This is a genomic window from Pantoea sp. XAF26B01_ASV70 (assembly GCF_054512635.1).
On record NZ_CM137251.1, the window covers coordinates 2,819,246 to 2,840,860 of the forward strand.

Sequence of the window (21,615 nt, forward strand, 5' to 3'; positions counted from 1 at the left end):
TGCAGGAATCGCCATTTGATAACATTTTTCTGAATAACCGGCCCGCCGCTAACGATTTAAAATCAATCACTAGAGCAGCAATTGCTCAGCCCGACTCAAAGCCTGGCTGCCCGAACGCGCGGTGTCATCATAATTGTAAATATCTGTGCGAAACTGTGGTTTGCCATCATCAGCGACCCACGCCGTCAGATAATAGAGATTGACCGGAATACGATGGCGAATGGGCACGTAGCGGGTGTCACCCTCTTTTAACGTACTGGATATGCGGGCATCGTTCCAGCCCGCGTCCTGCAGTAATAAGCCCGCCAGTTCGGACGCTTTATTTACCCGGACGCAGCCTGAGCTGAGCGCGCGGATATCCCGCTGGAACAGGTTGTGGTTCGGCGTGTCGTGCAGATAGATCGCATCTGAGCTGGGCATATTAAATTTATAGCGGCCCAGCGCATTCGCCACACCCGGTGCCTGAATCAACCGATAGGGGAACGATGAAGCGGTGACCATGCGCCAGTCGATCATGCTGGGATCGATCACTTCAGCGTCAGCGCTCCAGCCCGACAGCAGGGTATAGCCATGCTTATAGAGATAGGTCGGATCCTGCTTCACTTTAGGAATGATATCTTTACGCACCAGCGTCGTCGGCACATTCCATGGCGGGTTCAGCACCACATTATTGAGTGCGCTGCGCATCAACGGCGTTTTGCGATCGGGACGCCCGACAATGACCCGTGATGAGAGGATCTTGTTGCCGTTGTTGTAATAAATCAGCGAGTAGTTGGCGATGTTCACCATAATGCCGTTGTGCATATCGTCCGGCAGCAGGCGCAGTCGCTGAATGTTCAGCGCCAGCAACGAAGCACGCATCTGCGGAGAGACGTTAAGCCACTGCCGCGTTCTGGCACCGATAGCACCGTCGCCATCCAGTCCCTGCCACTGCTGGAAACGCTTCACACCCGCCACCAGCGTCTCGTCATAGACATTGGCGGTGTTCCCTTCCAGCGTCTGACTCTGAACGTTACCCGGCGAATGCAGTGAAGGCGCGGACAGATCGGTGACTGGCGCGGCGGAAGGGCTGACCGCAACCGGCTGGTCGCTGTGGGTCACTGGTGAGGCGGCCACCGGCACCGCATCGTCATCCGGTGCAGGTGCATTAACCTGCGCCGTTAACATGCCGCTGCGCTGCAGGATTTCACGCAGCGCCGGCACATCGTCACTGACCTGTCCCGGGCGCAGCGTTTCACTGCTCTTCAGCTGCGGCCAGGGCTGCTTATCACCTAGCAGGGTTTTCAGCGCGGCGTGCATCGGCTGATACTGCGGGTGCTGCGGCTGCAGTGACGCAATAAACGTGTTGCCCGATCCTGCATTGACCGCGTTCTGCCACTGATTCACGACCGCCACCGACGGCTGTGTCAGCCGGTAGGGAACATTGCTGTAAAGCCAGGTTTCACCCTGCGTCGGCACATTAGAAACAAATTGCAGATAGCCCAGCATCGCATCGGACAGCGCGACATCCCGGGCAAAGCCGGTGATCGCCGGGTTAGTCAGACGCTCAATCCAGCGCGTGAACTGTGGCTGAACACCAGAAAGTGCCACTTCAGCCAGCTGCTGCTGAAATTTTTGTATCGCCTGGGGATCCTGCCAGAGCGGTTGCATATGGCGGGATGCATAGAGCGTCGCCAGCGGTGCCAGATAAAACGGCTGATCGGCGCTGGAAAACGCCTGCCGGATGCGTTGCTGACTTTCGGAGACGGAGGTGACCGCCTGCGTTGTCCCGGGCAAAGCGGCGATAACAGCGGCCTGCGGTAGCGTAAATGGAACAACGGTTAGCGCCAGCGCTAACAATGATAGAACGCGATGATGATTTAATTTTTTTACCAGCAACATCCCTGCCCCCTTGTTTTTCAACTTCGCAGTGTTCCCTGTATCCACTGCGACCGCGCTGTGACTCATCATGTGAGTATACAAACAAAAACGGCATTTGCCTCATGTGACAAATGCCGTAACCAGATTAACGAATGGTTCAGTTTTTGACTACGTTTCCGCCTGCGAATTTTCAGCGGTTAAATCGGGCAGCGCATCTGCGTCGCTTCCCGCCCGCACCGGCGAAGGATCGGCAGCAAAACCACGCAGACCGACTACATGCACATGCTCGGTGTTATTAAACACCTTACGCACCAGTTTGTAGGTCGTGCCTTTTTCCGGACTGATATTCTCCGGTGCTGCAATCACCAGCTGCATCTCCAGTCGCTCACAGAGTTCAAACAGCGTGGCGATGGAACGGGCATCAAGACGGGCCGCTTCATCAAGGAACAGCAGTCGGCATGGCGAAATATCTTTGCCGCGCAGACGACGGGACTCCTCTTCCCAGCTCTGCACTACCATCACCAGAATGGACATACCGGTACCGATCGCTTCACCGGTTGAGAGCGCCCCGCTCTCTGCGCGCAGCCAGCCATCGGAACCTCGGTTGACTTCCACTTCCATCTCCAGATAGTTGCGGTAGTCCAGCAGCTCCTCACCGATGGTCTGCGGCGTACGCTGCCCCATGTCGATATGCGGATTAAGACGCTGATAGAGTTTCGCCAGCGCCTCCGAGAAGGTCAGGCGATTGCTGTTAAAGAGATCCTGATGCTGCTCGTGCTCTTCCGACAGCGTATCCAGCAGCATGGCGTGGGTTTCACGCACGTTCACGTTGAGCCGCACGCTGCGTACCTGACCAAAGCTGACGGTCTGCAGGCCCTGGTTGAGCTGGCGGATACGGTTCTGTTCACGCTGGATCGTTTTACGGATGATGTTGGCCGCACTGCGCGAACTGATTGCCAGCATCTGCTCACGCGCCGTCAGCTCTTCCGTCAGACGGTTCAGTTCGATTTCCATCTGCTCAATTGCTTCGACCGGATCGTCAGTCCGAATAATATCCTGACGAATACGCTCGCGCAGATGCTGATAAACCGCAATAAAGAACTGAATTTTACGTTCCGGACGTTTTGGATCTTCCGATAGTCGCAGCACGTCGCGCAGATGTTCGTTGTCCGCTACAGCCAGACGCAGCGCACCCAGCGCTTTATCCGACATAGAGCGCAGCTCATCGCCGCTCAGGTAGGCCAGTTCACGGCGATGCAGACGACGCTCAACGCCATTCTCTTTCACCAGACGCAGTACGGTACACCAGCCCGCTTTGGCGCTGACCACCTGTTCACGCACCTGATGATACTGACGCTCCAGCTGACGCAGTCGCTTCTGCAGGTTATCCATCTCCGCTTCGCAGAAGGTAAGCTGTTTCTCCAGCTGATTGCGGCGTGCGCGGTTGTGACTCAGTGCCGTGTAGAGCTCGTCACGGCGAACACGCGCGCGTTCTTCCGCGCTGCTGTCAGCCTGGACGCCAATGTCCTGCATCTCCTGCTGCAGCTCTTTGAGCATGTCACGCTTGGCGTCATAGGCGCTTTTCAGCGAGGCCAGCACCTGGGAGTATTGCGTCAGCTGCGCCTGATGTTCACGCAGGCGATCACGACTGCGGCTGCGTTCGCCCTCAGCCTGCTCCAGACGCTGACGCAGCTTATCGCTGAGGTCGTTGTTGCCGTTGAGCATGCTGGCCGAGTCGTCGTAGCTGAAGTGGGCGCGACGCTGCACCACTTCTGTCAGGGCAAAGGCCTGCTGACGGGCGTTGCGCTGCTGCTGCTGCGCCTGCTGATAATCCGCCTGTAACTGCTCATGCTGTTCCGGATCGCTCTGCAGCACGGCGATGATCGGTTCCAGTTTCGCCAGCTTAGCGCCATGCTGATGCAGGAAGCGCGCCGCTTCCTGTGCCGCATCGACCTGCTCGCGGATCTCTTCGCAGCGATCGCCCAGCGTGTCGTCCAGCAGCAGATTGACGCGTGGCAGCAGTCGGTTTAACTGTGATACGCCCTCTTTGGCCAGCTCATACTGCTGACGCTGCTGCTGATTGTTGCTCTCATGCTGATTCAGCGCGCGCTCCAGCTCACCCCGGCGCGCGCCCAGCTGACGGATCTGCGCTTCCGGATCGGCGTCAAAGGCGACGGCCAGATGACTGCCGATAAAGCGGCTGAATGACTGATGCAGACGCTGCGTTTTCTGCACGTCGAAAGACAGCGTGGCGTAGCGTTCGGCCAGCTTATCGCGCTCAAGGTGCAGCAGCTCCAGCTGATTCTCACGCGCCGCGCGGCCAAACAGCGGTATTTTCGGGAAGCGGGAGTAGCGCCACTGACGCTCTGCCACCTTCACCACCACCGCATTCTGCAGTTCATCGACGCTGAAGACGCTGTCATCGAACGACTGCGGATCACCCTCGATCAGGTAGAGATCTTCCGGACACTCTTCCAGACCATCCAGCAACTCACGAACGCGGGAGAGATCCGGCACCACAATCGCATGACGCGACGGACCGTAGAGCGCCGAGAAGTAAGGCGCATCATCCAGCGTCACATCATCGTAAATCTCTGACAGCAACACGCCGCCAAACCGTTCTGCCAGCTGGGTCAGGCGCGCATCTTCCGCACCGCCTGGCTGGCTAAGACGTTCAATCTGCCGCTCGATATCACGTTTTTGAGCGGCCACTTCGTCGCGCTCGACGGTGGTTTCACGCTCACGCTCCAGCAGCTGCTGCATATATTCGGTGACGTCCTGGCTGCTGTTCAGCGCCTGGCCGGTCTGTTCGCTGAGCTGAGTCAGGATCTCTTGCGCCGCCAGCCAGTGTGGCGCACGGGCGGTCAGGCTGGTGATGCGTTCACGCAGCTGCTCCAGCTCCTGGCGCATCATCATGCGCTGCTCACCGGCGTCGGAGACGCTGCTGTTCAGCTGTTCAATCTGTGCTTCAAGCTCCTGCTGCAGGCCTGCCAGCGCATCCGCTTCATAATGCTGCCCCTGACGCTTGCAGAATTCCGCCAGCAGACGTTCCGCCTCATGCTGTTCGCGCAGACGCTGCTCCAGCTCATTGAGACGCAGACGCAGCGAAGAGAGCTGTTCGGCGTGATGACGCTGGTTGCTGGCATCACGCAGCAGTTCGCGGCCGGTTTGCCAGGCGTCCTGACGGGTCACGTCACCGGCAATGCTGGTCACCAGCGCCAGCGCCTGTTCAAACTGACTGTGCGCCGCTTCCGCTACGCTCAGCTTCTGCTCCAGGCGCAGCAACCGTTCTGTCGCCTCTTCCTCTTTTGCCTGGAAGCTTTCCTGCCATTCAGCCGCATTTTCAATGCTCAGATCGGGTAACTGGCAGAGCGCGCGGGCGCGTTCCAGCGCCTGCAATGCCTGCTGATACTGGATAGCGCGGGTTTGCTGCACGTCGAGCGCCTGCTGGAAATCGGCCAGCTGGCTTTTCAGCTCATCCACTTCCAGCTCAGCCGCTTCGGCCCGCGCTTCATTCTCTTCCTGAATTTCACGCGCTTCGGCGACCACTTCGGTCTGCTCTTCCAGCCGCAGCGTCAGATCTTCGATATCCGCATCGTAGCGCTCAATCTTCTCCTGCTGACGCATCGCCGTCTGTACCAGGTTCAGGTGATCGCTGGCGGCCTGATAATCGACTTCTAGATCGTTTTCTGCACCACTGTGCTCGGCCAGTTCGCGCGCCATCTCAACATGACGATACTGCTCGGTGGCGAGCTGCTTACGGCTGCTGAACAGTTCGCTGCGCAGCTGTAACGCGCTGTCGAGGTGTCCCCGACGCTCGTTGGCGTGGCGCATATAGTCAGCCGAAACGTAGCTGGTCGCCTCGGAGATCAGATGCTTGAAGAGATCGCGGTCAGACTGGGTAACGCGGATCGCCTCCAGCGTCATGCGGTTCTCGCGCAGCGCGGCCTCCATATCCTGGAATGCTTTGCGCACGCCACTGTTTTCTGGCAGCAGGTAATCACGCAGCGATCGGGTGATGGCGCTGGAGATACCGCCATACAGCGAGGCTTCAATCAGACGATAAAACTTGCTGCGATCGCTGGCAGAGCGCAGACGACGCGGCACCACACCAAGATCAAACAGCATGGCGTGATAATCGGTGACTGAGTTATAGGCGCGGAACTGCACGCCTTCCTGCGCCTCAACCCGATCTTTGACTTCGTTCAGCGGCAATACGCGAGCCTGACGGCTGTTGAGCACTTCCGTCAGCATATCGGTTGGGTTGGTGTCGGTGGGCAGGCCATGAATACTGAATGGCTTGATATCGACCTTTTTATCGCGTCCGGCGACCTGTTGCAGACGGACACCGACCACGACACGCTGATGGCGTGAGTTCACCACATCCAGCATGGAGTAGCAGACGCCAGCCCGCAGTTTACCGTGCAGACCCTTGTCACGGGATCCTGATGTCGCGCCCGCTTCGGTGGTATTACGGAAGTGCAGCAGCGTTAAATCGGGGATCAGCGCGGTGACAAATGCCGCCATCGTGGTGGACTTACCCGCACCGTTACCGCCTGACAGCGTGGTCACTAATTCATCGAGATCAAAGGTACGGGCAAAAAAGCCGTTCCAGTTGATCAGCGTAAGCGAACGAAACTTTCCGCGCTCAATCATGCCTGTTCTTCCTCTGCGTTCTCACTCGCGTCGCCTTCCTGTCCTTCATTTTCATCGGTGTCGACCGGTGCTGTCGCGTTTTCCAGTAGCATGGCTTCGCCATCACGAATCAGACGAAGCTGCGCTTCACGGGCGTCATCACCGCCGCGCACGTCGGCACCAAAGCGGAACACCGATTCCGTGATGCGGAACTTGCTGCTGTCGTTGCCGAAAAACCACACCATGCCAAGGCGACGCAGGCGGCTCAGAGAGGCGCGCACTTTCTCCTGCAGTTTGGTGCGATCCAGATCCGAACCGGTTGAACGCTGGTTGACCAGCTTCAGCAGGCGGTTCTCATCGGCCAGAGAGAGCAGTTCGTCGTACAACTCCTGCTGGGTGAAGATACCTTCATTGGCCAGTCGTTCCGGGCTGAGATAGAGATAGCAGAGAATCTTCCCGACCATCATGTCCAGTTCAGAGAGCACGGAACGCGGAATCAGCGTGGTTGAACGCGGACGCAGATAGAAAAAGCCTTCCGGCGCACGGATTAACTCAACGTTATAGCGGCTGTAAAACTCTTCGAGAAACGACTGGTAGTCCATCAGAAAAGCGTGATTATCCAGCTCTTCGATACCGATATGGCGTCCGGCGCGTAACTGGCTGTCCAGCGCGGGAAAAATCGGGTTGGCCAGTGCCTGTGCCAGCTTAACCGGCATCACTTGTTCAATATTTGTCGATGACATGTGCCTGCACCTTGGCTCCGTAATCATTGATGGCTTGCCATTCCACAGGCAAACCGGCTAAATCAGCTTCCGCTACGCCAAGGCGCACCGCCTGATCCACCACAATACGCGCCAGATCGAAATGGCGGGCTCGGGGATACTGGGCCAGGTAGTCGCGCATCACTGACGCGAGGTTGAGCGGTTTTTGTTGCGATTTGTAGACCTGCAGCGCTTCTTCAATCATCGCTGCCAGCTGTTCGCGGATTTCGTTGATCTCTTCGTACTCCATCTCCGGCGGCAGTTCGCCCATCACTTCGTCGTTACGCAGCGTCAGCGCCTCATCACGCATGTCATACAGGCGGTCGGCGTTGGCATAGGTCAGCGCCCAGGGCGCGTCGAAGTAATTCTGCACCGATACCCGCAGGCGCTGCGCAAAGACGCGGTTTTTATCCATGTCGATGGCGGTACGAATAAATTTATGGACGTGGCGGTCATAGCCGATCCAGAGGTCAATCGCCTGCTGGCCCCAGCTGGTAATACGGTCGAGTTTGCTTTGCAGATCAAACACCAGCTTATCGACAAAGCCCAGATCGGGACTGTCCAGCGTGGCATCCTGAATGCGCAGCAGATTTTCCTGAAGTTTGTCGCCCGCGGCTTCAAGCGTATCCTGCAGTTCACGCAGCGTTCCTGAGGTTTCAGAAAGCAGCATTTCACAGCTGGAGATGGCCGCGCGCCAGTCTTTGTTCAGCAGTTCGGCGATATCATTTTTAACCGCCTGCTGCTGTTCATCCATCAGACGCTGGGTCATATCGATGCTGTCGAAGATCTCCGCCACGGAATATTTCAGCGGCGCGAAAACATTGCGGTGCCAGTGAAACTCATCGCCATTTTCCTGCGCAGCATCGGCTGCCCGCTTAAGCTCATTGGCCACAATCGACAGCTGCATCGACAGGCGCAGGGTCGAGAACTCACGCTGACGGATGTAATAGTCGGTGATGCCGATCGCCAGCGGCGTCAGGCGATAGATGGCATTGCCTTCCGTGATTTCGCTGGTAAAACGGTTGAGCAGGCGCTGTCGCACCATGTCGTTGATGGCGTTGTTGGCACGAACCAACACGGTTTCATGGGTTTGTTCGAAAGCTTTGCTGACGTGACGGAAAGCATCAATCAGATCGCCTTCGCTCATTTCGCCATCCATCCGCTCACCGTTGAGGGTGGCGATTGCCAGCAAAAAGGCCAGACGTTCCACTGGCAGCGCAAGGGAAAAGTCATTTTTGCGCGCCCAGGAGACCAGTTCAGGTACCGTCTGGGAAAATTCACTCATAATTCGTCCTTCTGCCCGGGTTTACGCGCGGTCACGTGGATGTAGCGCCCTAAGCTCAAAAAGGGTTCCTGACGGCAGTAACGCCGCTCCATCTCAATAATTTCGTCGTCGCTTTTTGGCTCGCCCTTCGGCGGCTTCATGTAGTCACTGAACACCCGGATCCCGGCACGCTGTTCAATCACAAAGCCACACGCCTCAAGCCAGCGATAGACCTGCTCGGGGTCGCGCGGATAGTCAGGCGACAGCGTTCGCTTTTTGCGTTTGGTCAGGTTGGTGCGCAGATAGCCAAAGTTACCCAGCGTTAAGGTGCGCAATGTCAGGCCGTGCAGATTGTAAAACATCAGCGACATGACGCCCCCCGGACGCAGCAGATCGAATAGCGCTTTCAGCACCTTCTCCGGTTCAGCGACCCACTCAAGCACAGCGTGGAACAATACCAGATCCACCGGCTTATCCAAATGTTCACCCACCTGCTGAGCGCTAATTTGTCTGAATTGCATGTTGTGGCTCACACCCTGTGCCGCCGCATTTTCCGCGGCCCGGCGCAGCATCTCGCTGGAAAGGTCGCACAGCAGAACCTGATGGCCCTGCGCAGCAAGCCCGCTGGAGACCTGGCCGACACCGCCGCCAGCATCCAGCACCGACAGCGGGTGCGGTGACAGACCGGGCAGTATCTTCTCCAGCTCATCCCAGAGGATGGCCTGGCGTATCTTCCCTTTAGTGGTGCCGTAAATATTTTGCGAAAATTTATCCGCGAGATCGTCAAAGTTACGATCCTGCATGGCATGCGCTCCGGTATGCTGCGGTGAGACTTGTGCTATTTTGTCACAGGCACCAGAAGAATGAACCTTTCATCCCCATCTTCCCTTCCGGGTGCTCTATTTTCGGACAACAGGACTCTTTTTTGATGTTATTTACCCTTAAAAAAGTTATCGGCGGGCTGCTTTTACCCTTGCCGTTTCTGCTTTTGCTGATGGCGGTTGGCATTTTACTGCTTTGGTTTACTGGCTGGCAGAAAAGCGGCAAAACCGTGATCTCCGTCAGCTGGCTGTTACTGCTGCTGCTGAGCCTGCAACCGCTGGCCGATCGTCTGCTTTTGCCGCTGGATAGCCGCTATCCGACCTGGAACGGATCAGAGAAGGTGGAGTTCATTGTGGTGCTGGGTGGAGGCTATACCTTTAACCCGGCATGGGCGCCCAGCTCGAACCTGCTGAATAACAGTCTGCCGCGCGTGGCAGAAGGCGTTCGTCAGTGGCAGCGGAATCCGCAGTCGACGCTGATTTTTACCGGCGCAGCGGGCGGCACCAATCCAAAGAGTAGCGCCTGGGTAGCGGCACAGGTGGCGGAAAGTCTGGGCATTCCCCGCGAACATATTCAGATTCTCGACCAGCCCCGCGACACCGCGGATGAAGCGCAGGCGGTTAAAACCGTGGTGGGCGATCGCCCGTTTCTGCTGGTCACATCCGCGAATCATATGCCGCGGGCAATACGCTTTTTCCACGCGATTGGGTTGAAGCCAATGGCCGCTCCCGCTAATCAGCTGGCGATTACGTCACCGCTGAATGGATGGGAACGGGCGATACCCTCATCGATCTGGCTGAGTCACAGCGAACGTGCGGTCTACGAAACGCTTGGCACACTATTGCAACGGCTGAAAGGCGAGGAATCGGACTCAGCCGAGCCAGGGAAGTAATTGCGCGCGTGCATGGTCAAAACGCGGACGATTAAACGTGCCGGTCTGTACCAGATGATCAATGCAGTCCCACAGTTGATAAACCCACCGACGCCAGACAAAACCCTCTGAAACCGGCGCCCGTTGCAGGTAATTGTGCAGCAGCGCCGTTTCGGCAGGCGAGGTATCCAGATGGATAAGATCGTATTCACGGGGTGCCCAGAGGATAGTGCCCGGTTGTGTCATCGCGATTAACTGGTCACTGCGGCTATCTTTCAGCATGCTCTGCAGCTGAACGTTGCCGTGAACCATCACACAGGGATCGTCGAAGCCGCGAAACAGATGCGCCAGTCGCGCCCGGCAGCGAAACAGAATCTGGCGATCTTCCAGCGTAAAGGCTGGCGGACGCAGATAGCTCAGGGTCGCCCACAGCACTTCAACCCGTTGTGCATACCAGGCGGGCCAGCCGTTCTGCTGCGTGCTGTCCACCGTACCGACCAGGCCATGGCTGTCGAGCCGGTGCCAGGCCAGCACTCCCTCGACCACCTGTTCGCAAAACTGTTGCCAGCGCTGAGCATCCCGCGCAGGCGCTTCCGCCGTCACGCCATTCAGTCGCGCCAGCAGGAGCATTTCATGCACCGGCGGCTGCTGGCTCATCACCAGACCATAGACCGCTGGCACGGCGATCAGTCCGGCCTGGCCCAGCAGCGCCAGCTTTCTGGCTTCCATCGCCGCCCGGCCCTGATGACGAAAATATTTCGCCACCACCGGCATGGGGCGCCCGTCCCGATCGTATAACGCATAAAGCCGGGTGGGTGGATGTTCACTGATCATTTCGAGGCGGCTGATGGTTTCACCCAGCGCCAGCGTGAGTTCCGATTTAAGCTGTTCCATGCGGCATCCTCCTCAGATGAGTATCACAATATCCTGAAGGAAGTGTTGGAGATAAGTTTAGCGGCGGATCAAGAACGTTGCGCTGAAACGGGGAGACAGGCTCCCCGCTTGTCAGGCCTGCATGGCATCACGAACGCGTTGCAAATCGTCTGGCGTATCCACACCCACACTGGGAATGGTTTTCGCGACGGCGACATGAATTTTTTCGCCGTACCATAAAACACGCAGTTGCTCGAGCAGCTCAATCTGTTCCAGAGGGCAAGGCGCCCAGGCGACATAGCGGCGTATAAAACCAGCACGGTAGGCGTAGATGCCAATGTGGCGCAGCAGCGTATCACCGATCTGCTCGCGCGATGCGGCGTACCGTTCACGATCCCAGGGGATAGTCGCCCGTGAAAAATAGAGCGCGTAGCCATTCACATCCATGACGACTTTCACCGCATTCGGATTAAAAGCTTCTTCCACATCGGTGATCGGCACCGCCAGCGTCGCCATCCCGGCCGCCGACCCCGCCAGATTGGTCGCCACCTGACGCACAATCTCGGCCGGAATCATTGGCTCGTCGCCCTGCACGTTTACGATGATTTCATCATCGGCAAACTGATATTTTTCGATCACTTCCGCCAGTCGCTCAGTGCCAGACTGGTGATCGGCGCGCGTCATGCAGACTTCGCCGCCTGCCGCTTCCACTGCCTGCGCCACGTCGGGATGATCGGTGGCAACAATGACCCGGCTGGCACCCGATTCACGGGCCCGCTCCATTACATGCACGACCATCGGTTTACCGTGGATATCGAGCAGCGGCTTGCCGGGTAAGCGGGTTGACGCATAACGCGCAGGAATGATAGCGGTGAAACTCATGGATGAATCTCTTCAACTGACAGCGTGCGGGCTTCGGTTTCCAGCAGCACCGGAATGCCGTCCCGGACCGGGAAGGCCAGGCCATCAGGTTTGCAGATCAGCTCCTGTTGAGCATTGTTGAAGTAGAGTTTGCCATTGCAAACCGGGCAGGCAACGATTTCGAGTAAACGATGATCCATATGTCCTCCATCAGGGACCGAATGCTTAAGGATTCAAGCATACCATAGCGCGGCGCGTGCGGGATGGGGTAAAACGCCATCCCGCAGCGGCTGCCGCAAAATTGATTAATCCAGCGTCCACAGGGCTGGCCACTGATCGTTAAGCGCGTCGGGTGCCTGCAGGATAGCGACGCTTTCAGCACCCTGCCACGTCGCGAAGCGTTCGATAGCACGCCGGATATCCACTAAAAATCGCGCCGTAACGCGGGTCTTCTCCTCCAGCCAGATATTTTTAATCTCCAGCTGTTTTGCCTGACGCAGCATGCGGGCATCCAGCCGCCCTTTTATCTGGCCGCGATGGAGGATGGGCAAAACAAAATAGCCAAATTTACGTTTTTCCTCCGGGGTATAGCACTCAATACGGTAGTCAAAATTGAACAGCTCCCGCGCACGCTTGCGATCCCAGACTACCGGATCAAACGGCGACAGCAGCGCGCTGTGCGTCGCCTGCAGCGGCGTATCCAGCAACGGCACGTAGTCACGATGCAGCCACATCTCACCCAGTCCCTCTGTATTGACGGCGACCAGATCGCCCGCAGCCTGGGCGTCAGCGATAAAGTTGTTCACGGGTGCCCGCTTCAGGCGATAGTAATCCGCCAGCCAGGCCGCGCGGAAAACCCCTAAGCTGCGGGCGCTGTTCATCAGCATCTGACGGGTCGCCTCCGCTTCACTGATGCCATGTATCGCATCCTGCCAGTCGGGCATCACGCGGCTGCGCAGATCGTAGACGCGCTGAAAATTACGGCGTTCGGTGACCATCAGCTCACCGGCACTGAACAGATTTTCCAGATGACGTTTGTGCGGTTTCCATGCCCACCAGCCTGACTTCGGGTTATCGGCATGGGTAAAATCGGCGGCGCGTACCGGGCCGTTGTCTCTGATCTGCTGCAGTAATTCGGCAATGGCCTGCTGGTGCTCAGCGACCCATTGCGCATTGTATTTCCAGCCCAGACGTTCCGGCGACAGCATGCGATGACGAAGAAGTCGGTAATCGGCACGGGGAATAAAGCAGGCTTCGTGCGCCCAGTACTCAAAGAGTTCGCCCTGTGCCAGAGCCTGTTCCAGCCATGCCTGAGGATAGTTCCCCAGGCGACTGAACAGCACCAGATACGGACTACGGGCCACCACATGAATGGTATCGATTTGCAGCAGCGACATGCGGGAAATGCAGTCAATCAGATCCTGATAAACAGCACGTTTTGCCGGAGTTCGCAGCAGGCCCTGCGCGGCGAGATGAAGGTGGCGTGCTTGCTGTAACGAAAGTGAATGCGTACTGTTCATCCTCTTCCTTATCAGGCTTCACCTGAACGGGGGCGGGTATCAGGAAATATGGCGGCAGAGTTGTTCAATGTCATCCAGTAACGGCGTCACGGCATTACCAGTTAAATGGGCATCGACCGGCAAATACCACCAGTCAGGCTGGGCAAAATGACGGCATTTCACCGCGTCTTTTTCGGTCATCAGCAGTTGCTGCCCCGCCTGGAGTAATCGGGTCAGTTCATCTTTGCTGTAGGCGTGATGATCGGCAAAGGCGATCTCTGCGACCGGCGTTATACCCTGCTGTTTCAGCGTGGTGAAAAAACGCGGGGGATGACCAATACCGGCCATGGCGACTACCGCACCTAGTTGCTCCGGCGGGCAGGTTTCACCGGTCAGCAGATTGGTGGCCAGCCCAGGCTGAAGTTGCATGGCAATCTCGTCGGGCTGTGCTTCGCCGCCGTTAATGATCACGGCATCGACCTGCTGCAGACGATCGGCACGTTCACGCATCGGACCGGCAGGCAACCACCAGCCATTACCAAAACGACGGACCCCATCAACCACCACGATCTCGCGATCGCGCTGCAGGGCGTAATGCTGCAGGCCATCATCCGTGATGATCACATCCAGCGAACCCTGTTTCAGTAACGCCTCAATCGCCCGGCGCCGTTGAGGCGCGACCGCGACCGGCGCCCCGGTGCGCTGGGCGATCAATACCGGCTCATCCCCAGCCTGTTCGGTGGGGGTCTGCGCCGTGACCAGCAAGGGATAGTGGTCCGTCTTGCCGCCATATCCTCGGGAGACCACGCCAGCGCGCAGGCCGCGCTGCTGTAATGCCTCGACCAGCCAGATGACCACCGGCGTCTTTCCATTCCCGCCGGCAGTCAGGTTACCCACCACCACGACCGGCAGGGGCGCACGCCAGCTTTTACGCCAGCCGCGCCTGTAACTGAAGCGTATCAGGGCCGTGATCGCACCATACAGCAGGCTGAATGGCCATAGCAGCAGCCATAGCGGTGAGCGACCACTCCAGATACGTTCAATCATTGGCCGAATTGCATCTTGTGCAGCTGTGCATAGGCACCGCGTTCTGCTAACAGCACCTGATGCGTACCGCGTTCAACAATCTGGCCATCTTCAATTACCACGATTTCATCCGCTTTCTCTATGGTAGAGAGTCGGTGCGCAATCACCAGCGAGGTACGGTTCTTCTGCAACTCATCCAGTGCAGACTGAATCGCGCGTTCAGACTCGGTATCCAGCGCCGAGGTGGCTTCATCGAGGATCAGGATCGGGCAATCACGTAATAACGCACGGGCAATGGCAATACGCTGACGCTGACCGCCAGATAACAGCACGCCATTCTCGCCAATCATCGTATCCAGGCCCTTATCCATTTTATTGATAAAGTCCATGGCATGCGCCATGGTGGCCGCCTGCTCGATCTCTTCACGACTGTATTGCTCACTGCGGGCATACGCGATGTTATTGGCAATCGTGTCGTTGAAGAGGTGCACATTCTGTGACACCAGCGCCACCTGATTACGCAATGAGCGCAGGCTGTACTCACGCAGATCATGACCGTCCAGCAGGATTTCGCCCTGCTGGATATCATAAAAGCGGGTCAGCAGGCTCGCCATCGTAGACTTACCGGAACCGGAACGGCCCACCAGCGCCACCGTTTTTCCTGCTGGCAGCGACAGATTGATATTACGCAGTGCCGGAATTTCACGGCCTGGGTAGGTAAAGGTGACATCACGGAATTCAATATCCCCTTTAGCACGGGTGATTTCGCGCGTACCGTTATCTACTTCCTGCTCACTATCCAGAATAGAGAACAGTGTCTGACAGGCCGCCATCCCACGCTGGAACTGGGCGTTGACGTTGGTCAGAGACTTAAGCGGGCGCATCAGGGCAATCATCGAGGAGAAGACCACGGTGATGGTACCGGCTGTCAGGGTATCCATGACGCTGGGGAAGCTGGCGGCATAGAGCACAAAAGCCAGTGCCAGCGACGCGATCAGCTGAATAATCGGATCGGAAATGGAGGAGGCTGAAACGAGTTTCATTCCCTGCTGACGCATCCGGTTACTGACGCGGGAAAAGCGCTCCGATTCAATGTCCTGTCCGCCAAAAATCAGCACTTCTTTGTGCCCTTTCAGCATCTGTTCGGCGCTGGTTGTCACCTGCCCCATAGTGTTCTGCATACTTTTGCTGATGGTGCGGAAGCGCTTAGAGACGGTGCGGATAGCAAAGGAGACGATAGGTGCCAGTACAATCAGGATCAGCGACAGCTGCCAGCTGTAGTAGAACATCATGATAAACAGGCCAATAATGGAAGCCCCTTCACGCACTACGGTGACCAGCGCGCCCGAAGAAGAGGAGGCGACCTGCTCAGAATCGTAAGTAATGCGTGACAACAGGGTGCCGGTTGACTGCTGGTCGAAAAACGAAACCGGCATGCCCATCATATGGCTGAACAGACGACGGCGGATATTCATCACGACGTTGCCAGAGACCCAGGAGATGCAGTAGCTGGAGATATAACTGGTGACTCCGCGTACCAGCATCAGGCCAATAACCACTAACGGCAGCCACAGCATCACCGATCTGTCAGCTTTACCAAAACCATCATCCAGTAACGGTTTCAACAGTGAGAGCATTAAGGCGTCGCCCGCAGCATTAATAATCAGGGCGACTGAGGCCGCAATTAATCCCGCTTTATTAGGCGCGATCATCGGCCAGAGTCGGCGAAACGTCTGCCACGTAGAGAGATCTTTATCTTGATGCATTATTTATTCACGCTGTTGGAAATAGCCGGCCATTCTACCTGGATTCGCGTTTGACGCCAAACCACTGATGATACCAACGGGGCATTAATTGTTCCCGCAGGGTGGAAACCTGCGCTCTGCCCTGCTCTATCCTGATACTGATTTGTCCTGACTGGCCCGTATCCAGCCAGTGAAAACCGGCCGTTCGATAGTTTTCCAGCACATTTTTCGCGGGCATACGCCATGCATTGTAGCGTGCCAGCGAGGCGATAGCGGTGTGGCCTGCGGCTTTACGCAGCAGCAATGAGGTCGACGACGTCCGGCTGCCGTGGTGCGGGACCTGCAGAATATCGACCTTCAGCCCCTGCTTCTCCAGCGCCACCAGCTGGCGTTCCGCTTTCGCTTCAATGTCACCGGTTAACATCAGACGAACCTGGCCATCATCGACGATCACCACACAGGAGTCATTATTCCCACCCGGCAGGGGTGCCGTCAGCGGCCAGACCACCCGAAAGTGGAGCTGCCGCCAGCGCCACTGCGTGCCCCGTACGCAGGGTAAGTGTGCCTCATCAGCCAGCGCACTTCTGACTTCAACCGCTGGCCAGCGTTGAGTAATCGCCGCCAGCCCGCCAGTATGATCCAGATGTTTATGACTCAGGATGACCTGTTTTAACCGTAGCTGCCGGCGCTCCAGCCACGGAATGATCACCCGACTCCCCGCATTATCGTTCTGCCAGCGCGGGCCGGTATCATACATCACTGCCTCGTCGCCCTGGCTGATCACCAGACTCAGACCGTGCCCGATATCCAGCATATCGATTCGCCAGCCCTGCTCCTGTTCTGGCTGGCGACTCAGTATCATTGCCAGCGCTAAGGCGCCGCTGCTTAACGGCAGAGAGAAAAAGAGTTGCGCACGCCAGAGAATCAGACCGCCCCATACCATGACCGTAAACCAGGTTGTGCCATTCAGCGGCCACCAGCCTGGTGGCAGCAACGTCAGGCCATGAAACAGTGCACGTAATGAGAGATCGGCCGCTCCCCAGAAGAAGCCAGATAAATGCGCCACCGGCAGCAGCAGGGCGAGCGTCACCAGAGGCATGGTAATAAACGAGACGACCGGAATCGCGACAACATTTGCCACCAGCGCAGTCAGGCTGATGCCGTTGAAAATCGCCACCTGCAACGGCACCATTAAAATCATCATGCCCGCCTGTAAATGCAGCAGCTGTACCGGAATCCAGCGCCGTTGCTGACGGAACGCCGCAGGCAGCGGGAACCAGTGATACCAGACCAGCAGCATGCCCACAGCCAGTACCGAGAGCCAGAAGCTGTCAGAGAGCACGGTCAGCGGGTCGGTTACCAGCAGCAACGCAATACAGAACGTCCAGACCTGCCAGCTATTCAGCTGAACACCCGCAAACCGTGTTATCGCCCATAGCGTCAGGGCAAGCAGCGAACGCTCTGCGGGAGGCTGTGCACCAGAGAGCCAGGTATAGATTGCAGCAAACAGCCAGCTCACGATGAGGGGGAAAAGATAGCTGATATAACGGGCTGGCAAGATAAATTGCACCCCACGCGCAATCATCCAGCCGGTGCTGGCGGCCAGGGCGATATGCATGCCCGATATCGCCATCAGATGCGCGGTACCGGTATCCCGCAGTAGCTGACGCGTCTGCTGGCTCATCTCATCCCGAATGCCAAAAGCCAGTGCCTCCAGCGTTGCACGTGCAGGCATTGCACGGGTCCTGTCACGATGCCATAAAATAAATCGCCAGCGGCTATCACAGCGATCGCTTACCGCAGTCTGCTTAAGAATTCGTCCCTGAAGCGGCGTATTATTAGCCAGTGCAAAACGCTGCGCATCAAAATCGCCCTCATTAAGGCGGGCATGTACCGGTCGCAGACGCAGTTTCATCGTCCAGCGTTGTCCTGGACAGTAGACCTCCGGATCAGCATCAAACCAGATCCAGGCAAAGCGAGGCGGAAAAATCATCCTGCCCTCCTCTTTCAGCAGACGAACCCGGATTTGCTTCCGCTCTTTCCGCAGTTCACTGATCTGAAGGGTGTAGGTGGCAGGACGCGCCGAGAACTTTTCGATATCCCGCACCATCAGACGGGCGTCGTTACAGGCCCATGCCAGTAACAGCAGAGTAATACCGGACAGACGGACGGGTTGGTAAGGGCAATGCAGCAGAGCCAGTCCTGTGAGGAGGAAGCCCCACATCACCTCACCGGAAGGCAGCCGGGCCATCAGCAGTAGCGGTAACGTTGCAACGATCGCCAGTCGTGCCAGAAAGGTCCATGTCAGCATAATCGTATCCATTGATTCAGTTCGATTATTCTGGGCAAAGGAGGTAAAAGTAACAGCGGATGATCAGGCAGGCTGGAGCGCTCTCACAAAGAGAGTGCGGCGTTGCAGTGTTGATGACAGCAATCCGGATGTCAGATCTGAGCCTGAATCGCAGGCAAAAAAAAACGACATCCGGAGATGTCGTTTATCTGGTTCGGTATCGGCTTAGCCGTAGATATTTGCGCGATCGCGCAGCTCTTTGCCCGGCTTAAAGTGGGGAACGTATTTACCTTCCAGATCCACTTTGTCACCCGTTTTCGGGTTACGTCCAGTACGCGGAGCGCGATAGTGCAAAGAAAAGCTGCCGAATCCCCGGATTTCGATGCGTTCGCCCTGTGCCAGCGTAGTGGCCATGTGCTCAAGCATCTCTTTTACTGCATCCTCAACGACTTTCGCCGGTATATGAGTATGCTGTCCCGCCAGTCTTTCGATCAGTTCTGACTTGGTCATGTAACCTCCGGTTTATCCCTATGGGAATGTATGACAGCTTTTACCGAAACCGGGTGGTTGCCCACCCGGTGCTTCAGGCCGATTACTCGCCTTTAGCCGCTTTGAACGCTTCAGCCATAGCGCTAGAGAAATTGCCTTCTTCCTGTTTGGTGTTAACAGTATTGATAGCTTCTTTCTCATCAGCCTGGTCTTTCGCACGGACAGACAGGCTTACGACACGGTTTTTACGATCAACGCCGGTGAACTTAGCTTCAACGTCGTCGCCAACGTTCAGAACCAGAGTTGCATCTTCAATGCGGTCCAGTGAAGCTTCAGAAGCGCGCAGGTAACCCTCAACGCCGTCTGCTAATTCAACTGTAGCACCTTTAGCATCAACTGCAGTCACTTTACCGGTGACGATGGCACCTTTCTTGTTCAAAGTGATGTAGTTGTTGAACGGATCTTCTGCCAGCTGTTTAACGCCCAGAGAGATACGCTCGCGCTCTGCATCAACCTGCAGTACAACGGCAGCGATTTCGTCGCCTTTTTTGTACTCACGAACGGCTTCTTCGCCAGTCGCATTCCAGGAGATGTCAGACAGGTGAACCAGACCGTCGATGCCGCCATCCAGGCCGATGAAGATACCGAAGTCAGTGATTGACTTAATTTTACCTTCAACACGATCGCCTTTGTTGTGCGTCTCAGCGAACAGCTGCCATGGGTTAGATTTACACTGCTTCAGACCCAGGGAGATACGACGACGCTCTTCGTCAATGTCCAGAACCATAACTTCAACCACGTCGCCTACATTAACAACTTTAGACGGATGGATGTTTTTGTTGGTCCAGTCCATTTCAGACACGTGTACCAGACCTTCAACGCCTTCTTCGATTTCCACGAAGCAGCCGTAATCAGTCAGGTTGGTAACACGACCGGTCAGGCGGGTGCCTTCCGGATAGCGTTTAGCGATAGCAACCCATGGATCTTCGCCCAGCTGCTTCAGACCCAGAGAAACACGGGTACGCTCGCGGTCGAACTTCAGCACCTTAACGGTGATTTCGTCGCCCACGTTGACGATTTCGCTTGGATGCTTAACGCGTTTCCATGCCATGTCAGTGATGTGCAGCAGGCCATCAACGCCGCCCAGATCAACGAATGCACCGTAGTCAGTCAGGTTCTTAACGATACCTTTGACTTCCATGCCTTCCTGCAGGTTTTCCAGCAGCTGATCGCGCTCTGCGCTGTTTTCGGATTCGATAACCGCACGACGTGAAACCACGACGTTGTTGCGTTTCTGATCCAGCTTGATCACTTTGAATTCAAGCTCTTTGCCTTCCAGGTGCAGCGTATCGCGCACCGGACGCACATCTACCAGTGAACCTGGCAGGAACGCACGGATACCGTTGAGCTCAACTGTGAAGCCGCCTTTAACTTTGCCGTTGATAACACCGGTAACAGTTTCAGCGTCTTCGTAAGCTTTCTCCAGCGTGATCCATGCTTCATGGCGCTTAGCTTTCTCACGGGACAGCAGGGTTTCACCGAAGCCGTCTTCCACTGCATCCAGAGCAACATCAACTTCGTCGCCTACCTGGATTTCCAGTTCGCCGGCTGCGTTCTTGAACTGCTCTGCAGGAATTGCAGATTCAGATTTCAGACCCGCATCAACCAGAACGACATCTTTGTCGATAGAAACGACGATGCCACGAACGATAGAACCCGGGCGGGTTTCGATTGTTTTTAAGGATTCTTCAAATAGTTGAGCAAAAGATTCAGTCATATTGATAATCTTCAGGATTCTTCAATTTAACGTCCATCTGACTTCATGTCGGATGGGGTTGTTTCACATGCCCGGCACCGGATCCATGGTACAGGGTGGTAGATTCAGTTAAGCCGTAATACCCAGCTTCTCGCGGGCATATTGTAGCGCTTTTTCAATGACTTGATCGATAGACATCTCGGTAGAGTCCAGAACCAGTGCATCGCCAGCGGCTACTAAAGGCGCAATTGCGCGATTACGATCGCGGTCGTCGCGTTCTTTTATCTCGGCTAAAAGGCGGTCAAAGTTAACATTAAAGCCATTATCCTGCAACTGTAGCATACGGCGCTGAGCACGCTCTTCCGGGCTGGCATCAAGGAAAATTTTCACTGGCGCATCCGGAAAAACCACGGTGCCCATATCACGGCCATCAGCAATCAGGCCCGGCATCTCGCGGAAACCGCGCTGGCGGCGCAATAATGCTTCGCGTACCCGGGGAAAAGCGGCAACACGAGAAGCGGTGTTGCTGACCTCCTGAGTACGGATTTCACCGGTGACATCTTCACCTTCAAGTATGACCTGCATTTCACCATTTTGTGACACAAAGCGCACATCCAGGTGAGCAGCAATCGGCACCAGCGCTTCTTCAGATTCAATCTCCACCTGATGATGCAATGCGGCCAACGCCAGCACGCGATAAATAGCACCGGAGTCCAGCAGATGCCACTGCAGCGATTCCGCCATCGCTTTGCACAGGGTTCCCTTTCCCGCTCCACTTGGCCCATCAATAGTTATGACCGGGGCAGTTACTGTCATTATTCCCTCCTGTTGCTGCGTGCTTCCTGACCTTTCGGTCACCATTA

General features: G+C 56.4%; 16 protein-coding genes. 1 reads left to right on the top strand and 15 read right to left on the bottom strand.

Going from position 1 to position 21,615, the window contains the following annotated elements; translation table 11 throughout:
• Positions 1 to 69 precede the first annotated feature (69 nt).
• From ldtD to cmoM, 5 genes are all read right to left on the bottom strand, one after another.
• The gene (gene ldtD, locus ACX8ZY_RS13325; RefSeq protein ID WP_157351809.1) at positions 70 to 1,881 is read right to left on the bottom strand and encodes a L,D-transpeptidase; all 1,812 of its coding nucleotides are present in this window, start codon (positions 1,879 to 1,881) and stop codon (positions 70 to 72) included.
• A 147-nt stretch (positions 1,882 to 2,028) separates the two neighbouring features.
• Complete coding sequence (gene mukB, locus ACX8ZY_RS13330) at positions 2,029 to 6,516, bottom strand: chromosome partition protein MukB (RefSeq protein WP_421665034.1); 4,488 nt, start codon at positions 6,514 to 6,516, stop codon at positions 2,029 to 2,031.
• Positions 6,513 to 7,238, bottom strand: a complete 726-nt coding sequence (gene mukE, locus ACX8ZY_RS13335) for a chromosome partition protein MukE (RefSeq protein WP_122889044.1) — start codon at positions 7,236 to 7,238, stop codon at positions 6,513 to 6,515. The genes mukB and mukE overlap by 4 nt, the downstream gene beginning before the upstream one ends.
• Entirely contained in the window at positions 7,219 to 8,541 is a 1,323-nt protein-coding gene (gene mukF, locus ACX8ZY_RS13340) for a chromosome partition protein MukF (protein ID WP_010254963.1), read from the bottom strand. The genes mukE and mukF overlap by 20 nt, the downstream gene beginning before the upstream one ends.
• The gene (gene cmoM, locus ACX8ZY_RS13345; RefSeq protein WP_010669764.1) at positions 8,538 to 9,323 is read right to left on the bottom strand and encodes a tRNA uridine 5-oxyacetic acid(34) methyltransferase CmoM; all 786 of its coding nucleotides are present in this window, start codon (positions 9,321 to 9,323) and stop codon (positions 8,538 to 8,540) included. Before cmoM ends, mukF begins: the two co-directional genes overlap by 4 nt.
• Before the next feature lie 125 nt (positions 9,324 to 9,448).
• Between cmoM and elyC the strand changes: the two genes are divergently transcribed.
• Entirely contained in the window at positions 9,449 to 10,234 is a 786-nt protein-coding gene (gene elyC / locus ACX8ZY_RS13350) for an envelope biogenesis factor ElyC (protein WP_154209703.1), read from the top strand.
• Here elyC and ACX8ZY_RS13355 read toward each other — a convergent pair.
• The 10 genes from ACX8ZY_RS13355 to cmk form a co-directional block, all read right to left on the bottom strand.
• Entirely contained in the window at positions 10,214 to 11,107 is an 894-nt protein-coding gene (locus tag ACX8ZY_RS13355) for a fructosamine kinase family protein (protein ID WP_154209702.1), read from the bottom strand. The genes elyC and ACX8ZY_RS13355 overlap by 21 nt on opposite strands.
• Positions 11,108 to 11,218: 111 nt before the next feature.
• Positions 11,219 to 11,968: a 3-deoxy-manno-octulosonate cytidylyltransferase gene (gene kdsB, locus ACX8ZY_RS13360; protein ID WP_010254955.1), complete on the bottom strand. Its 750-nt coding sequence runs from the start codon at positions 11,966 to 11,968 to the stop codon at positions 11,219 to 11,221.
• Positions 11,965 to 12,147, bottom strand: coding sequence for a Trm112 family protein (locus ACX8ZY_RS13365; protein WP_003849374.1), 183 nt, complete (start codon positions 12,145 to 12,147; stop codon positions 11,965 to 11,967). Before ACX8ZY_RS13365 ends, kdsB begins: the two co-directional genes overlap by 4 nt.
• Before the next feature lie 105 nt (positions 12,148 to 12,252).
• Positions 12,253 to 13,467 carry a winged helix-turn-helix domain-containing protein gene (locus ACX8ZY_RS13370; protein WP_158131869.1) on the bottom strand — a complete coding sequence of 405 codons (1,215 nt, stop codon included), beginning with the start codon at positions 13,465 to 13,467 and terminating at the stop codon, positions 12,253 to 12,255.
• Positions 13,468 to 13,506: 39 nt separating this feature from the next.
• Entirely contained in the window at positions 13,507 to 14,493 is a 987-nt protein-coding gene (gene lpxK / locus ACX8ZY_RS13375) for a tetraacyldisaccharide 4'-kinase (protein ID WP_010669760.1), read from the bottom strand.
• Positions 14,490 to 16,238, bottom strand: a complete 1,749-nt coding sequence (msbA, locus tag ACX8ZY_RS13380; protein WP_010669759.1) for a lipid A ABC transporter ATP-binding protein/permease MsbA — start codon at positions 16,236 to 16,238, stop codon at positions 14,490 to 14,492. The genes lpxK and msbA overlap by 4 nt, the downstream gene beginning before the upstream one ends.
• Positions 16,239 to 16,272: 34 nt before the next feature.
• Positions 16,273 to 18,528 (bottom strand): DNA internalization-related competence protein ComEC/Rec2, encoded by a 2,256-nt coding sequence (locus ACX8ZY_RS13385; protein WP_421665035.1) that lies wholly within the window; start codon positions 18,526 to 18,528, stop codon positions 16,273 to 16,275.
• A 204-nt stretch (positions 18,529 to 18,732) separates the two neighbouring features.
• On the bottom strand, positions 18,733 to 19,017 hold the full coding sequence (ihfB, locus tag ACX8ZY_RS13390) for an integration host factor subunit beta (protein WP_003849360.1): 285 nt from the start codon (positions 19,015 to 19,017) through the stop codon (positions 18,733 to 18,735).
• A gap of 82 nt (positions 19,018 to 19,099) precedes the next feature.
• The gene (gene rpsA, locus ACX8ZY_RS13395) at positions 19,100 to 20,773 is read right to left on the bottom strand and encodes a 30S ribosomal protein S1 (protein WP_003849352.1); all 1,674 of its coding nucleotides are present in this window, start codon (positions 20,771 to 20,773) and stop codon (positions 19,100 to 19,102) included.
• A gap of 108 nt (positions 20,774 to 20,881) precedes the next feature.
• On the bottom strand, positions 20,882 to 21,568 hold the full coding sequence (gene cmk, locus ACX8ZY_RS13400) for a (d)CMP kinase (protein WP_010254946.1): 687 nt from the start codon (positions 21,566 to 21,568) through the stop codon (positions 20,882 to 20,884).
• Positions 21,569 to 21,615 lie beyond the last annotated feature (47 nt).

Bases quoted from the DNA above. Each gene is read 5' to 3' on its own strand.
- ldtD (WP_157351809.1), bottom strand. From the start codon at position 1,881: ATGTTGCTGGTAAAAAAATTAAATCATCATCGCGTTCTATCATTGTTA.
- mukB (WP_421665034.1), bottom strand. From the start codon at position 6,516: ATGATTGAGCGCGGAAAGTTTCGTTCGCTTACGCTGATCAACTGGAAC.
- mukE (WP_122889044.1), bottom strand. From the start codon at position 7,238: ATGTCATCGACAAATATTGAACAAGTGATGCCGGTTAAGCTGGCACAG.
- mukF (WP_010254963.1), bottom strand. From the start codon at position 8,541: ATGAGTGAATTTTCCCAGACGGTACCTGAACTGGTCTCCTGGGCGCGC.
- cmoM (WP_010669764.1), bottom strand. From the start codon at position 9,323: ATGCAGGATCGTAACTTTGACGATCTCGCGGATAAATTTTCGCAAAAT.
- elyC (WP_154209703.1), top strand. From the start codon at position 9,449: ATGTTATTTACCCTTAAAAAAGTTATCGGCGGGCTGCTTTTACCCTTG.
- ACX8ZY_RS13355 (WP_154209702.1), bottom strand. From the start codon at position 11,107: ATGGAACAGCTTAAATCGGAACTCACGCTGGCGCTGGGTGAAACCATC.
- kdsB (WP_010254955.1), bottom strand. From the start codon at position 11,968: ATGAGTTTCACCGCTATCATTCCTGCGCGTTATGCGTCAACCCGCTTA.
- ACX8ZY_RS13365 (WP_003849374.1), bottom strand. From the start codon at position 12,147: ATGGATCATCGTTTACTCGAAATCGTTGCCTGCCCGGTTTGCAATGGC.
- ACX8ZY_RS13370 (WP_158131869.1), bottom strand. From the start codon at position 13,467: ATGAACAGTACGCATTCACTTTCGTTACAGCAAGCACGCCACCTTCAT.
- lpxK (WP_010669760.1), bottom strand. From the start codon at position 14,493: ATGATTGAACGTATCTGGAGTGGTCGCTCACCGCTATGGCTGCTGCTA.
- msbA (WP_010669759.1), bottom strand. From the start codon at position 16,238: ATGCATCAAGATAAAGATCTCTCTACGTGGCAGACGTTTCGCCGACTC.
- ACX8ZY_RS13385 (WP_421665035.1), bottom strand. From the start codon at position 18,528: ATGCTGACATGGACCTTTCTGGCACGACTGGCGATCGTTGCAACGTTA.
- ihfB (WP_003849360.1), bottom strand. From the start codon at position 19,017: ATGACCAAGTCAGAACTGATCGAAAGACTGGCGGGACAGCATACTCAT.
- rpsA (WP_003849352.1), bottom strand. From the start codon at position 20,773: ATGACTGAATCTTTTGCTCAACTATTTGAAGAATCCTTAAAAACAATC.
- cmk (WP_010254946.1), bottom strand. From the start codon at position 21,568: ATGACAGTAACTGCCCCGGTCATAACTATTGATGGGCCAAGTGGAGCG.